The sequence below is a fragment of the Parabacteroides hominis genome (assembly GCF_014287585.1).
Taxonomy (GTDB): Bacteria; Bacteroidota; Bacteroidia; order Bacteroidales; family Tannerellaceae; genus Parabacteroides; species Parabacteroides hominis.
This window is the reverse complement of sequence record NZ_JACOOJ010000013.1, coordinates 15,752-31,347: the sequence shown is the minus strand read 5'-3', so window position 1 is coordinate 31,347 and position 15,596 is coordinate 15,752. Positions and strand designations below refer to the sequence as shown.

General features: G+C 43.7%; 13 protein-coding genes and 1 pseudogene. 9 read left to right on the top strand and 5 right to left on the bottom strand.

What is annotated here, in order from left to right:
- Positions 1-796: 796 nt before the first annotated feature.
- A complete protein-coding gene (locus H8S65_RS09245; RefSeq protein ID WP_186929706.1) occupies positions 797-1,363 on the bottom strand; it encodes a sugar O-acetyltransferase in 567 nt (188 codons plus the stop codon).
- 185 nt (positions 1,364-1,548) lie between these two features.
- Here H8S65_RS09245 and H8S65_RS09240 point away from each other — a divergent pair, with 185 nt between their 5' ends.
- Positions 1,549-2,448: a helix-turn-helix domain-containing protein gene (locus tag H8S65_RS09240; protein ID WP_186929705.1), complete on the top strand. Its 900-nt coding sequence runs from the start codon at positions 1,549-1,551 to the stop codon at positions 2,446-2,448.
- A 78-nt stretch (positions 2,449-2,526) separates the two neighbouring features.
- Here H8S65_RS09240 and kdsR read toward each other — a convergent pair whose 3' ends face one another.
- Positions 2,527-3,342, bottom strand: a complete 816-nt coding sequence (gene kdsR, locus H8S65_RS09235; protein WP_186929704.1) for a 3-ketodihydrosphingosine reductase — start codon at positions 3,340-3,342, stop codon at positions 2,527-2,529.
- A gap of 329 nt (positions 3,343-3,671) precedes the next feature.
- Complete coding sequence (locus tag H8S65_RS09230; protein ID WP_186929703.1) at positions 3,672-3,869, bottom strand: HU family DNA-binding protein; 198 nt, start codon at positions 3,867-3,869, stop codon at positions 3,672-3,674.
- Positions 3,870-4,107: 238 nt separating this feature from the next.
- On the opposite strand from H8S65_RS09230, the gene H8S65_RS09225 reads away from it, so the two are divergent.
- From H8S65_RS09225 to H8S65_RS09195, 7 genes are all read left to right on the top strand, one after another.
- On the top strand, positions 4,108-4,365 hold the full coding sequence (locus H8S65_RS09225) for a hypothetical protein (protein ID WP_186929702.1): 258 nt from the start codon (positions 4,108-4,110) through the stop codon (positions 4,363-4,365).
- Between the two features lie 147 nt (positions 4,366-4,512).
- Complete coding sequence (locus tag H8S65_RS09220; protein WP_186929701.1) at positions 4,513-5,814, top strand: phenylacetate--CoA ligase family protein; 1,302 nt, start codon at positions 4,513-4,515, stop codon at positions 5,812-5,814.
- A 52-nt stretch (positions 5,815-5,866) separates the two neighbouring features.
- Entirely contained in the window at positions 5,867-6,292 is a 426-nt protein-coding gene (locus H8S65_RS09215) for an ACT domain-containing protein (protein WP_005639303.1), read from the top strand.
- Between the two features lie 66 nt (positions 6,293-6,358).
- Positions 6,359-7,168 carry an outer membrane protein assembly factor BamD gene (locus H8S65_RS09210; RefSeq protein WP_186929700.1) on the top strand — a complete coding sequence of 270 codons (810 nt, stop codon included), beginning with the start codon at positions 6,359-6,361 and terminating at the stop codon, positions 7,166-7,168.
- A 26-nt stretch (positions 7,169-7,194) separates the two neighbouring features.
- Entirely contained in the window at positions 7,195-7,527 is a 333-nt protein-coding gene (locus H8S65_RS09205) for a DNA-directed RNA polymerase subunit omega (protein WP_186929699.1), read from the top strand.
- Between the two features lie 100 nt (positions 7,528-7,627).
- Complete coding sequence (locus H8S65_RS09200; protein WP_186929698.1) at positions 7,628-8,089, top strand: DUF4293 domain-containing protein; 462 nt, start codon at positions 7,628-7,630, stop codon at positions 8,087-8,089.
- A gap of 406 nt (positions 8,090-8,495) precedes the next feature.
- Positions 8,496-11,156: a ligand-binding sensor domain-containing protein gene (locus tag H8S65_RS09195; RefSeq protein ID WP_255489128.1), complete on the top strand. Its 2,661-nt coding sequence runs from the start codon at positions 8,496-8,498 to the stop codon at positions 11,154-11,156.
- A gap of 1 nt (position 11,157) precedes the next feature.
- On the opposite strand, the gene H8S65_RS09190 is transcribed toward H8S65_RS09195, so the two are convergent.
- Together H8S65_RS09190 and H8S65_RS09185 are read right to left on the bottom strand one after the other, a co-directional pair.
- Positions 11,158-11,820: a porin family protein gene (locus H8S65_RS09190; RefSeq protein WP_186929696.1), complete on the bottom strand. Its 663-nt coding sequence runs from the start codon at positions 11,818-11,820 to the stop codon at positions 11,158-11,160.
- Positions 11,817-13,622, bottom strand: coding sequence for a PBP1 and LysM peptidoglycan-binding domain-containing protein (locus H8S65_RS09185; RefSeq protein ID WP_186929695.1), 1,806 nt, complete (start codon positions 13,620-13,622; stop codon positions 11,817-11,819). Before H8S65_RS09185 ends, H8S65_RS09190 begins: the two co-directional genes overlap by 4 nt.
- 693 nt (positions 13,623-14,315) lie before the next feature.
- On the opposite strand from H8S65_RS09185, the pseudogene H8S65_RS09180 reads away from it, so the two are divergent.
- Positions 14,316-15,561: pseudogene (locus H8S65_RS09180) on the top strand (AAA family ATPase).
- Positions 15,562-15,596 lie beyond the last annotated feature (35 nt).

The following is a 15,596-nucleotide window of genomic DNA, read 5'->3' as shown; positions in this document are numbered from 1 at the left end:
TTTAGAGGGGTTCTTGTATTTTTTATATATATAAATCCGTTTAGAATAGGTTCTTTCTTGGCAGATTTGAACCAATTTTAGGCACGGATTACACGGATTTCACGGTTTAAATATGTTTTGAAAAAACTTCTTGCCGTGTAATCCGTGAAATCCGTGCCTAAAATATAGGTTCAGTTTTTCTTAGATTATCCTCTAAATACCCCCTGGTTGTTTTATTTAATTAGGGTTCACACTGTCTGGGAAACTCTGTAGATCAGCATGTTGCTGTGAACCCTGTGAATGCAAGATAAAAAAAGGCGGGATTGATCGATAGGATTGGCTGATCGTAAACCGGTTTCACAGCCTTCACAGCAAATCGCTGGCCATTAGCCTTTTACCGCCGTGAACCCTGTTTTTTAGTTTTGTCATATAAGGGATCTAATTGGTTCCTGTCCCATAAAATACAGGTTATAGGCTAAAAAATACAGCCTTTAGCCTGTCCGGGAAAAGCCTATAGGGTAGCAGCAAAAAGGTAGGCATCTATCCGGCAACCGATGCCTGTCTTTTCGGGAGGCGACAGGCATCAATAGGGGCAACTTCACATACTCATATCTTGGCAGATTTGAATCAATTTTAGGCACGGATTACACGGATTACACGGCAAGAAGTTTTTTTTCAAAACATATTTAAACCGTGTAATCTGTGTAATCCGTGCCTAAAATATAGGTTCAGTTTTTCTTAAAATCAAACATTCGTACAGGTAAAAACAGGATATAAAGGTTTTGCTTCATAAAATAAATGAGTCGGCAAAGGCGGTTTATGGTTCGATGTTGCGGATATGTCTGGCGGGAACTCCGCCAACGACGGTATTGGCCGGGACATCTTTCGTAACCACTGCTCCGGCTGCTATGATGGCGCCGTCGCCTATAGTTACCCCTTGCAGGATGGTGGAGTTGGAACCGACCCATACGTTCCGCCCCAACACGATGGGAGCAGCCGTCATCACATCACGCTTTTCAGGATTGAAATCGTGGTTGAGCGTTGCGAACACGACGTTATGTCCGATCAGGCAGCCGTCGCCCAACGTCACACCTCCGTGATCTTGAAAATGGCAGCATGCATTGATGAACACATTCTTTCCGATCGTAATATTCTTCCCGAAATCCGTATAGAACGGAGGAAAAACACGAAACGAAGGGTCTACCGGTTTGCCGAACAGCCGGGCAAACAGTTCTCGCAACTGATCCTGGGGCAGATACGAACCGTTCAGCTCAAAGGTGATCCGGCGCGCCTCGTCGCTCATTTCGTCCATGAAACGGTAAATCTCAGTCGTGTCGAGCGGCTTATGCGCCTCTATATGTTCTAAAAAAATGTCGAGTGTCATATCTTTATTGGGTTTAATTTTTTGCAAAGATAAGGCTTCGGGATCGAACTTTTTGTATCCGGATTACGGATAGTATGACCTTAATTACAGGTATAAATTACAGATATAGCTACCAATATTACTGTTTTTTGCCCGGCATACAGGTAAAGTTGCTATATTTGCCTGAAACGTAAACATATTATCCTATGGAAGAAGTAATCAAACTCGATTCGATAGACCGGTACAACAAACTGTACGGACTGGAAACGCTGCATCCGCTGGTCTCGGTAGTTGATTTGTCGGAAGCGACAACTTTTCCGAAACATGCGGTATTGAACTTCGGCGTGTATGCCCTGTATTTGAAGCAAGTCAAATGTGGCGACTTGCGCTACGGGAAACAGATTTATGATTACCAGGAAGGAACCGTGACGAGCTTCGCGCCCGGACAGGTCGTCGAAGTCCGGATGGCGGAAGGCGTACGGCCCATGTCGCATGGACTGGTCTTCCATCCCGATCTGATACGAGGAACGTCGTTGGGGCAGGAGATCAAGCAGTATTCGTTTTTCTCATACTCCTCCAACGAAGCCCTTCACCTGTCGGAAGAGGAAAGGACTATCTTCCGGGATTGCCTGGATAAGATACAGCAGGAACTGACACACCCGATAGATAAGCACAGCAAACGCCTGATCACGCGTAATATCGAACTGTTGCTGGATTACTGCATGCGCTTCTACGAACGGCAGTTTGTCACACGTGGCAAGGTGAACAAAGACATCCTGACCCGGTTCGAGAACCTGCTGGACGCCTATTTCCAGAGCGACAAACCGCAAACGGAAGGACTCCCTACCGTAAAATATTTTGCCGACAAAGTAAACCTGTCTCCCAATTATTTCGGCGACCTGGTGAAAAAAGAAACCGGACGGACTGCGCAGGAATATATCCAGAACAAGCTGGTCGCCATCGCCAAAGAAGAAATACTCGGTTCGGACAAGAGTGTCAGCGAGATTGCTTACCAGCTCGGATTTCAATATCCGCAACATTTTACACGGATATTCAAGAAGAGCGTGGGGCATACTCCCTCGGTGTACCGGGAGTTGGAGGTGTGACCTGAAACCCTTGTGGCGCAGTGGTTATGTTTTCCGAATGTGCAGTATTCTAAGGTCGTACATCTGCTCTTCAGCGGTTTAGCTGATTTTGTAAAAGGTCCTTACGATGTATTGTATGAATCTGTCGGGGAGTATTCTTTTGACTTTGGCAAACAAAACCTGTCCTCTCGGTCCGATAATTGTCCTGAATGCCGGTTTTTCGGCTTCTACTAATTTGCAGACGGCGCGGGCCAGTTTTATCGGGTCGGCCCCTTCCTTTTCGGCTTCCTCGATAACCTTCATGCATCGGATGAAAGTTTTCCCATAGTCTTTGTGGCGGAGAGTAGCCGGAGAAACATTCCGGTTTGCCGTGAAGTTGGTTTTGAAATCTCCCGGCTCGACCAGGCAAATCCTGATTCCGAACGGATATGCTTCGGCTGCTAATGCTTCACTATATCCTTCGACAGCAAATTTGGATGCTGAATAAAATCCTTGGAAAGGGACAGCAATGATGCCTCCGATGGAACTTATATTGATGATTTTCCCTTTTCCCGCCTTGCGCATATAAGGTAAGACTGCACTGCAAACCCGTGTCATCCCCATGAAGTTCGTATCCATCTGCCAGGAGATTTCTTCGTCGGTAGCCAATTCTAAAGCTCCGCTGATCCCGACCCCGGCATTGTTGACAACCGTGTCGAGACGTCCCTGCTCGGAAATGATCCGGCTGATAGCTTTGTGGATAGAGGCGGTATCGGTGACGTCCATTCTGATCATGCGGACTCCTTCAGGCGTGTCTGCTGTCTCTTTCCGGCTTGTCCCGTACACGATATGTCCATTCTTTTTCAATAGAGATGCAGTGATTTCTCCAAAGCCGGAAGAAGCGCCGGTCACCAATATGATTTGTCGATTTGCCATTCTGTTATGTCTACAGTTCTCCGGTTCATACTTGCAGGAGAACTAGTTTAATATCGATAAGACTGTTTAGGAATTTGTAAAAATACTGTTTTTATTTATATAGTAGGGTCCGTGTCATCCTTTTTTAATGTCTTATCGATATATTCAACTAGTTTTCTGTTTTTAAATCCGACTGTATATTTATATTTCAATACTAATAAAAAGATAATATCAATCAATACAAGAATAATGATAACAAGCAGGAGGATCAAACCGGGACTGACTCCGATGATTTCCGTATTGTAAACATCTGTATATATGCAATGAAATGATATCATATAATTGAATGTTTAATTTGTTTTATGTTTCATGTTGACTGTATTTGCAAACCGAATCATTTTTGTCCCTTCAAATTTAGGAGGCTGCCTGTTCTCCCGTAGTGCATTCTCTACTAAAACATTTTCGCAAGCATTTATTACCTTTTTAATAATATCTGGCTCCAAAGATGTTTTATCGGCAATAGCCTGGATTAATTCAGTTTTGTTCATGTCATAAAATTTTTGAGTTATTTTGATTGCAAAGAAATCAATGTTATGAATGACATGCAAGTTTTTTCCGGGGGTACATGTCTCATTTTGTCACGAGGTTGTGACAAATAGTCCTTTCGTTGATATTCAGACTCTTTTTTTGCTCTGTAGAGACTATTTGTCACAATTAGAAACTTTTTGTCACTGTCTTTTGTTTTGAATTGGTTAAATTTGTATTGCATATAAAAAGTTGAGGACAATGAACATTTATTATTTATTTTCGGAACAAGCATCTGTTTCGTCTGATTCGTATTTGACTGTTCCTGCCAAGATGGGAGCAGATATTGAAATATGGATATACAGCCGGTCGGGACGTCTGATTTCTCATTCTGAAGGAAAGAGTCAATCTGATAAATATGTCTGTCTCTGTAGTGACAAGAACAAGGCAGATTCAGCTTCGATAGTTGTTGTTCATATAGGGGATGAGAACTTTGTTTATAAAATCAAAAAAGCCTGAGTTAATCAGGCTTTTTTGGTTTTATATGCTTGCTTTGCTGGTAAGTTATGCATAAAAGCGGATTCAAAATAGGGTTTCTTCCCAAAAAAGTTATTACTTTGCAACAGAATTAGACTAATAACATTTATAAGATAACGAACTGATACCATGATTTGGAACGAAACTATCGAATGTATGAACCGCGAAGAAATGCGGAAGTTACAGAGTATCCGTTTAAGACGGATTGTTGAACATGCCTACCATAATTCTCCATTCTATCGTAAGAAGATGCAGGAAATGGGGATTACACCGGACGACATTCATTCTATTGACGATATTGTGAAGCTCCCGTTTACCGTTAAACAGGATTTGCGGGACAACTACCCTTTCGGACTGATGGCAGTACCGATGTCGGAGATTGTCCGCTTGCACGCTTCTTCCGGAACGACGGGAAAACCGATCGTCGTCGGCTATACCCGGAAAGATTTGTCTATCTGGTCGGAAGTGGTAGCCCGTTGCTTGACTGCTTATGGCTTGACAAAGAATGATTCCGTACAGGTTTCCTATGGCTACGGATTGTTTACCGGAGGTTTAGGCGCTCATGGCGGAGTCGAGAATATCGGAGGAACTGTAATTCCGATGAGCAGTGGTAATACGCAGAAACAAATTCAGTTGATGCACGACTTCGGAGCCAAAGGGCTGGCTTGTACACCTTCATACGCGTTATATCTGGCGGAAACGATTCACTCATCCGGCATTCCGTTGGAAGAATTTAAATTGCGTGTCGGCGCTTTCGGTGCTGAACCCTGGACGGAAAACATGCGTAAGGAGTTGGAAAGTAAATTGAATATCAAAGCGTACGATATTTATGGCCTGACAGAAATTTGTGGTCCGGGAGTCGGAGGCGAGTGCGAATGCCAGAACGGTACGCATTTATGGGAAGATCATTTCTTCCCTGAAATCGTGGATCCGGTCACTTTGCAACCGGTAGAACCCGGACAGCACGGTGAATTGGTTTTCACGACATTGACGAAAGAAGGCATGCCTATGATCCGCTACCGTACGCGTGACCTGACGCATCTGATCTATGAAAAATGCGAGTGCGGACGTACGGCAGTGCGTATGGGACGTATCCTCGGACGTAGTGACGATATGTTGATTATCCGCGGTGTGAACGTGTTCCCGTCCCAGGTCGAATCGGTTATTCTTGAATTGCCGGAATTCGAACCGCATTATCTGATTGTGGTCGATCGCGTGAACAATACGGATACATTCCAGATTCAAGTAGAAGTGCGTCAGGAATGTTATTCGGACGAAATGAACAAGATGATCGCCCTGAAGAAGAAAATCGCAAACCGTATGCAGAGCGTAATCGGTTTGCAACCCGATATAAAGATTGTCGAGCCACGCAGCATCGAGCGGAGTATGGGTAAAGCCAAACATGTGATCGATAATCGTAAACTCGAATAAATTGACGATTCCTTAGTTCTTAATTATTAATTCTTAATTAAATAGAAGTGCTATGTTAATTAAACAGTTATCTATCTTTCTGGAGAATAAGAAAGGCCGTTTTACGGAAGTTGCAAAAATATTAGGTGAAGCCGGCGTAAACATGTCTGCTTTTACGGTTGCTGAAAATTCAGACTTCGGTATCTTGCGTTTGATCGTGTCGGATACGGATACTGCCATCAAGGTTTTGCGCGATCGTTTGTATGCGGTGAGCGTGGCCGATGTTGTTTGCCTGCATTGTCCCAATCAGCCGGGAGCATTGGCTAAAGCAATGGATATCATTACTTCTGCCGGAATATTTATTGAATATATGTATGCTTTTTCTCAGGGTGAGGCGGCTAATGTAATCATTCGTCCCGACAATGTGGAGAAGTGTGCAGAGGTTCTGAAAGCCAATAAACTGGAGCTTATTGCGGCCAGTGACTTATATAAGTTGTAAATATTAACGTTAAGCGCTTCGTTTATTTGTCGGAAAACTTTAACTTTGCGCGCTAAAAGTATGTGAATGAAAAAGGTTGTATTTTTATTGATGATGATTACAGTTCTTTTATCTTCCTGCGGGGAGTATAACAAGATACTGAAAAGTACAGACTACGAACTGAAATATTCGTATGCAAAGAAGTACTTCAATGCAAAGCAATATTCGAAGTCTGCCACTTTACTGGATGAATTGGTGCCTATATTCAAAGGTTCCGCTCAGGCTGAAGAATCTTTGTATTTGCTGGCGCAAAGCTATTACGGCCAAAAAGACTATCAGACTGCTTCGCAATACTTTAATACCTATTATACGACTTATCCGAAAGGCGAGTACACCGAGTTGGCCCGTTATTATTCGGGCTATGGATTGTATCTGGATTCACCGGATCCCCGCTTGGACCAGGCGCAAACGTATGAAGCTATTAACCAGTTGCAATTATATTTGGAGTATTATCCGCAAAGCGAACGGGCTAAAGAAGCCCAGAACATCATGTTCGAATTGCAGGAAAAGCTCGCCTATAAGGAACTGTTGGCAGTCCGGTTGTATTTCAACCTGGGTACCTATATGGGAAACAACTATCTTTCATGTGTGATTACCGCACAAAACGCACTTAAGAACTATCCGTATTCAAAGTACAGGGAAGAGTTCATGTTTTATACCATCCGTGCCAAATATGAACTGGCTGTAGTGAGTGTGGAAGAAAAGTTGCAGGGACGTTACCGTGAAGTTGTGGATGAATATTACAACTACATGAACGAATATCCTGAAGGCAAGTATGTAAAACAAGTTCAGAAGTTCTACGACTATGCCAGCAAGCGAATAACAGATACGTATTAACGAAATAACTAATCAATAAAGTAAGTATGGATTACAGAAAGACTAACGCTCCGTCGAATACAGTTACCCGCGACATGATGAAGCTGTCGGCAGACACGGGCAATGTGTATGAAACCGTTGCAATCATTGGTAAACGTGCTAATCAGATTTCTGTTGAGATGAAACAGGATCTGGAAAAGAAACTCCAGGAATTTGCTTCTTATAATGATAATCTGGAAGAAGTTTTTGAAAACAGAGAACAGATCGAGATTTCACGTTATTATGAAAAGCTCCCGAAACCGACGTTGATCGCAGCTAAGGAGTATGAAGATGGTAAGGTGTATTATAAGAACCCTGCAAAAGAAAAGAATAACCTATAATAAATTGAAGATTGAGAATTGAAAATTGAAAATTATCGGGCAGCCTTATCTGCTCTGAATTTCTCAGTTTTCAATTTTCAATTTTTAATTTTCAATTACCATGTTACAGAGAATACAAACCGTTTATTTGCTTATTATAGTGGCATTGACAATTGCCATTCTGTTCTTGCCGCTTGCCGTGTTGCAGTCGGGAGACCAGTTGTTTACATTCGATGCGACAGGCATCAGCACGATGGCTGCACAGCCGGAACTTATTTATCCGACATGGGGATTGTTTGCTTTGGCAATCGTGATCTCTTTGCTGGCGCTTTTGACTATCTTCCTGTTTAAAAAGAGAATCCTCCAGATACGTCTTTGTGTCTTTAACGCGATTTTAATGTTGGGCTTTTATGGCCTGTTTGCGTTCTTTTGCTGGAATCTGGATAGTCAGATGGAATTTTCCTCATTGAGCCTGAAGATCGCCCTTTCTTTCCCATTGATTAGCCTGATTTTGGATTATCTGGCTATTCGTAATATCGGGGCGGATGAAGCGCTGGTTCGCTCTTTGGATCGCCTGAGATAATTGTTTTGAAGCTTATATAAAGAAGAAGAGGATGTTTCATCACTGAGACATCCTCTTTTTTGGCCTAAATCTGATAGCCTAAAGACTATATTTACCTCTATTTATACTGATAAATCTTAATATACCCGGTGCAAAACCAACTATTTAGTCGAGCATCAGATTTTATGGGAAGAAAGCGGCGTTTTTGTTTTGGGAGGAGCTTGCTGCCCATTCTTAGCTTATCTTCATTGCAAAGATATATGGATGCCTTGATTTCTATGTTTGATATTGTCTAAGATTGTTCAAGAATCATCTTTTTTACTATATTTGCTACATGAAAAAGCTGTTTGTCATATTATTTAGCCTATTCTTATGTATATTTTTTACACAAGCAGTCTCTCCTAATTATTATTTTAAACAAATATCCTTGAAAGACGGACTGTCACAGTCGACAGTCAATTGTGTGCTGAGCGATCATCAAGGAGTAATCTGGATAGGGACAAACTTTGGCTTGAACCGCTTCGATCGCGAAAGGATCGTGTCATACTATAATGACAAGGATAATCTTTTTTCTATTCCCGGAAACGATATTATTTTTTTGACGGAAGATCTTTTGCATAATATCTGGATCGGTTCCGATAGAGGGTTAGCCCGGTATGATCGCAGCAAAGACGAGTTTGTGCGTATTACTTTTGCAGGTTTGCCTATGCATATATTCAGTTCGGTGGTGACAGATAATGGAGTTTTATTCTTCGGGGCGGGAACTGCTTTCAGGTATTCTTATGCCGATAACCGGATTACGTTTCTTCCGGTAAATGGACCTGAGAAAATGGTTTCTTTCTTTACACATGCCTGTATGTATGACAAACAAAAGCAGATTGTGCTGCTTTCCTGCCGCCGCAACGGATTGTGGTGGTATCATCTTGCGACGGGCAAACTGGAACGGGTCCCTTTTATTCCTGCAAAAGAAGTCGCGAGCGTATGCTTGGCTTCTTCGGGAGATATTTGGCTGTCGGTTTATGCCGACGGAGTCTATGGATATACACGTGAGGGACAGGAACGTTACCATCTGAATACAAGTAACCTGCTGAATAACGATGTCGTTTTGGATATTAAGGAAAGAAACGGTGAACTGTGGCTGGCAACAGACGGAGGAGGAATTAATATATATGATCCGGAGAAGCAGATAGTCCGTGTGATCGCGCATGTGCCGGGAGATAATAATTCCTTGCCGGTCAATTCGTTTGGCTGCCTTTACAGCGATCAGGAAAAGAATATGTGGGCAGGGAGCATCAGAGGAGGACTGATCGGGATGAAGGAAATTTGTCTTTATACCTACGGGAATATGCCCCTGAATTCGACCGGTGGGTTAAGCCATAAGACTGTAACGAGCCTTTATGAGGACCGGGATCATATTTTGTGGTTTGGTACTGATGGTGAAGGCATCAACCGGTTTGATCCGCAAACCGGTCTGTTCCGGCATTATCCTGCGACATTCGATAAAAAGGTGGTTTCGATTATCGATTATGGTGAAGACGAGTTGCTGCTATCGATATTCAGCTTGGGGCTGTATCGCTTTAATAAGGAAAGCGGGCAACTCTGGGAGTATAATGTTGCCGGAATCGAGAAATCCCGTCGTTTGTTCCGTTCCGGGTTGGCCGTCCATCTGGATCGCCGGGATGAAGAACGTTTTTATATTTATTCCGATAGTGTTTATTTGTATAATCAATCGGCAGGACGTTTGGAGACAATGAAATGCGAGGAAGATGGAGTAGTGCTTTCCGCTCTCATGAAGGCCCACGGGGATCAGTCCTCCACCTATTTGCGCAGTTCATACACTCTGCTGGCACTGGATCATGAGGACCGCTCCATACATGTTTTTTATACTCCGCCTGATTCCATCGGGATGATTAGTGCTGTGTGCCTGGATAAAGAGGGCTGTTTCTGGTTGGGGACATCTTCAGGTCTGTACTGCTATGATCCGGCTACGAAACAGATATCGTCTATCGAGAGGGGGCGTTTTGCCGGTACGAGGTCGTTAGGCTTTGACAGGCAGGGAAGGCTTTGGATCGGAACCCATAACGGATTGTATGCCTATATTCCCGGAGAGAGGAAAACGGTTGTTTTCGGTGAGTCGGATGGCGTTTATGCCAATGAATATTTGTTTAAGCCTCCTTTGCTGACAAAGTCGGGCGATATGTATATGGCTGGTGTGAACGGTCTGGTCTATATACGGAATAATGTGCCTTTTCCGGAGGAAGCGGATCCGTCCATCAATTTGTTGGATGTTGAACTCGACGGTATTTCTGTCGGTTCCGATGTGATAGAGGATAACAGCAAGTTGACGATTCCCTGGAATTATACATCTTTGAACGCCCGGATCATCGTAAAGGAAAACGATTTGATGCGGAAGAAACTCTTCCGGTATTATATAAAAGGCAATCCGGATGAAATGATCGAACGTTCCAGCCATACGATCTCTTTCCATGCGCTCTCTGTCGGTGAATATCATATTTGGGTGTCGTGCAATAAAAGAAATGGAGACTGGAGCACTCCGGTTCATCTGCTGGCAATTACGGTCACGCCTCCCTGGTGGAAAACGACCGGCTTCCTGGTTCTGCTGATTTCGCTGATTCTGGGTGGTTCTGTCTTGGCCGCCTGGCTCATCGTATTGAAAAAGGAACGTAAGATGACCGAGACGATCAAAGAGCACGAACGCAAGACGTATGAGGACAAACTCCATTTCCTGATCAACCTCAGTCCCGCCGACGAGCAATTCATGCGCAGACTGAATGACCTGATCAGTAGCAACCTGACCAATCCTGACCTGGACGTGCAGTTTGTTGCTGCACAAATGGCCATGAGCCGTGCTTCGCTTTACAATAAATTGAAACTGCTTGCCGGCATCAGCATAGGCGATTATATCAACAAGTTCAGAATGGCCGAAGCTGTTCGCCTTCTTGCCGACAAGGATTTGAGTATACAGGAAGTATCGGAGAAAACAGGTTTCTCCCATCAACGCTATTTCAGTACAGTCTTTAAACAGATATACGGCATGACACCTTCACAATACAGACAGGATTTATGATTTAAAACGCCGGAATCATATACGTGATCTTAGCCGAGATCACCTGCGAAGACGATTTGGAAAAATAATCTTCTTTACGGCTGTTGAAGATGTCGCTAAGGGCATAGTAGTACCGGCCTTCCAGCAGGAAAGAGCCGATGCCCGTACGCAGTTCGATACCCGGACCGCCGCATAATCCCCAATCGAATTTCTTTTCGACGGGCATGTCGTGCTGTTCGTTTTCGGTGTTTGGCTTGGCTCCGTTCAGATTCTCGTCTGTCTTCTCGCCGAAAGCATAGCCTATTTTGGGGCCTAAGTTGACAAATACCCTGAAACGCTTACTGCCGAAATAGATATGTGTCAGGATCGGAAGTTCAAAGTAGTTGATCGTCCGGCTATATTTATACTGGGGCTGATCCTCGAACTTTTCATCCCATCCATGTTGGATGAAATTCAGTTCGGCCTGCAATCCGAGATTCTTTTCCGTGATCCAACGGAGCGTAAGGCCGCCCGTATAGCCCATTTTCATTTTCTGCTGCACTTTCGTCTGAGCAAAACTGACTTTAGAGAAGGTCGTACCGAAGGAAGCTCCCAAAGACAATTCCTGTTTGAACTTATCCTGCGCCTGGATGCCGTTCAGGGCGACAAGGCCAATAATAGCTGTTGTAATAACTTTCCTCATCATCTTACTTCATTCCGTGTTACGTTGAAATCACTCTGATAATGAACAATAAAGATGTTCGTATTGATGAAGCCTCCCCAGTTATTTACGCGATGGAAATCAAATCCGGTCTGTACGCCCTGGTAATGAATCTTATCCAGGTTGTTTTCGAAGTTGGAACCGTATTTGTTGATCGCGCCGATGAAGAACATGCCGGTGTCGAATCCTAAAATACCATATTTAGGGAATATATTGATCAGGTTCTTGCTATACCAGTTTTTATATTTGGTATAGAAGTTAGCCACTTCTTTCGACAGGTTGTCTGCGTAGAAGTTACTGTATATATACGTGTTTAGTGCATAAAAATCTTCCAGGCAGTCACGTGTGTACGTCTGCCATTCGGGATAGCCGAACAAAGTCAGTCCGTATTCGGGTTTTGTTTCCGCCAGCATACGCAACGGAGATTTGATCTTGTTCAGGGCTTCCAATGTGCCCGATGTCGGTATGATGACATTCCGTTTATCGGCTTTGAGAAGTGCTTCGACGTCGGCTGTCAGGGTTTCGCCATTATAATTGATTTCGCTGAACGGTATGTTCCGCTGCTTCATCTCGGCTTTGAATGTTTTGATAAACTCGGTTTTATCCTTACCGTCCCTGATGTTCAGCAGGATTATGTTATCTTCGGCAAACAGGTCGCATCCGCCTTGAGCCGCTTTGGCATACAGGTAGGAGTGAGGCGTATTAACCTGGTAAACGTATGCGTTCGACAGCACATCGTCGTTCTTCGACGTGAAAGGAATCACATACTTGATGTTGTTCTTCTGTGCAAATTCCGCAACCGGGCCGATCTGGTCATTTTGTACGGCTCCGATAATGAGGTTAGCTTCTTTCAGCGCATCCTCTTTCAGAATCTCTTTCAGTTTTTTCGTTCCGTTTCCCGTATCATAAACCGACAGATCGACGGAGCAGCCTGTGTTTTTAAGACTATCCACCGCTAACAACAAACCTTCGTAATATTCGATGAAACGCTGTGTCTCCGTAGACGGGATAGCCTCGTTCGTCATAAACGGCAATAACAAGGCCACTTTGACGCTGTTGACGTGCTCGATGCTTTTCGGTTCCGAAAGCAACGCATTGACATCCCTTTCCGAAAGCGTAGCGGTTACCGGTCCGGTCGTCACATTCTCTTCGGCCTGCACGGGTATTTTAATAACCATACCTGCCTTAACCCCTTCTTTCAGTTTCGGGTTGAGCTTGATCAACTCATAGCTGGAAATGTTGAATTTCCGGCAGATCCGGTACATGGTCTCTTTTTTCTGTATGGTATATTCAATTTCTTTGGTAACGGTCTTGACCTCCGTTGTCGGTAAATCTTCCACTTGCGTCGCCGGAATACGGATTGTCTTGCCGATCGTAAAAGTGGAAGTAGACAATCCGGGGTTTGCTTTTACGATGGCGGTAGCGGGAACTGTGTACCGGATAGATAATGAATACAGGGTTTCTTTGGGCTGGATAGTATGGAAAATATAATTTTCATTCTGCTTTTTAGCTGTTCCTCCAACCATGTCCCGTTGCGGAATTTTAAGGGTGGCGCCTGCCTTGATGCCATCCTTGCTGCCCGGATTCAACCGGTAAATATCATCGGGCGTAACCCCGTACATGGTAGCGATTGCATAAACGGTTTGTCCTTTCTCTATCGTATGAAAAAATACATTATTGTCTTGTCCGCTTGTAATAACCACTTGTGATCGGTTGTTTTGTGCATAAACAGATACACCAGCCAGACTCAGAAAGAACGTCAGTACATATATGTTAATCTTATTCATTTGCTGATTTGGATTATTTAGGGGCAAAGATAACAACAAAAAACGAGAGTAATAATAGATAAGTCGCTAAAGTGCTTTATCTGGCTTCCCGATATTGGGCTTATTGTAAAAAACGTCTTTAAAACAGCTTATAGTATCCTTGTCAAGTGTCTTCCGGACGATTGTTTTTGTGATGAAAAAAATAGTTTAGAGGACCCCTTGCCATGAGTTGCGCAGCAAATTCCCGTGACGACCGTCTTCATCGCCGTGAAGTCAATGTTCATACATAGTGAACTCGGCAACCCACGGCAACGAAGACGGTCGTCACGACGATGAAGACGGTCGTCATGAAAATCCGCTGCCGGAATCCCGCAAAAGAGCTATATTCACTTTGCCATATTCCCGTATCCTTTCTCTTGTTTTTTCAAATATTCGATTCTCCGGGAGTTGAGCTTTTCTGGAATGCAAGGAATCGGGAGGAATCGGTTGACAGGTGCAACGCTGTTTAGACGAACCTGGCAGAAGATTAGCCCGCGTGTTAGAAAAAATGCCATAATGGGTAGATAAAAGACAGATCGGAACCGTGATTGTTCACTCTTGAAATAGAAAAATGGAGGGTTATTGTAGAAAATGATATAATCATTCCGGACATTTCGGGTATCCATAAAAAACGTATCTTTGTGTGTCGGGTGTTTTAATTAAATTCCGTAAATCATGAGTAACAAGATTTATCCTATCGGTGTCCAGAATTTCGAGAGTCTTCGTAAAGACGGTTATTTTTATGTGGACAAGACAGCCCTTGTCTATTTGTTGGCAACAAGTGGCCGCTACTCTTTCCTAAGCCGCCCGCGCCGTTTCGGAAAGAGCTTGTTGCTATCTACTTTGGAAGCCTATTTCGAGGGTAAGAAAGAATTATTTGCCGGATTAGCCATTGAGCAGTTGGAGAAAGATTGGGAACGATATCCGGTTCTGCATCTTGATTTGAACACTCAGGAATATAATTCGATGGACAGCTTGAAGGAAAAATTGAATATCGCGTTGACCGAATGGGAGAAGGAATGCGGTGCAGAACCTGCAGGATAGCTTGGGAGATGAATTACCGGAATTTTCGCGATCATTGGGTCTGACGGAATCAGAATTATGCGATAAACTCCGTCGACATTACGACGGTTATCATTTTGCACCTGATACAGCGGGCGTCTATAACCCGTTTAGCTTGCTTCATGCCTTTAAGAATCGGGAATTTGGCAGCTATTGGTTTGCGACGGGCACGCCATCCTATTTAGTGGAACTCCTGAAACGCAACCGTTACGATCTGGACCGTTTGGTACACGAAGAGACCGATGCCGAAACGCTTGACGGTGTGGATTCGGTCGACTCTGATCCGATCCCGGTAATATACCAGAGTGGCTATCTGACGATCAAGGGGTATGACGCCCGTTTCGGAACTTACCGTTTAGGCTTCCCTAATTTGGAAGTCGAGGAGGGTTTTGTAAAATACCTATTGCCTTATTATGCTAATGTCAGCGCATCGAAGACTCCGTTTGAAATCGGTCGTTTCGTCCGTGAGATAGAAAGAGGTGATTATGATGCTTTCTTTTGTCGTTTGCAAAGTTTCTTTGCCGACACCCTTTACGAAACGATTACCGGTTTGAAGCCTGAGCGTGATACTGAACTTCATTACCGGAACGTCCTGTTTATCGTCTTCCGTCTGATAGGACTATATACAAAGGTGGAATATCATACGAACCGGGGACGTATCGACTTGGTCTTACAAACGGATCGTTATATCTACGTGATGGAATTTAAGTTGAATGGAACGGCAAAGGAGGCATTGCAGCAAATCAACGAAAAACAATATATCCAACCCTTTGTCGCAGATGGCCGGAAGATTGTCAAAATCGGTGTGAACTTTTCATCTGAAACCCGTAATATCGCAAAGTGGGTAGTGGAGAGTTGATAATTAGCGGTTCTCATAGGATATGTTAGGGAAGT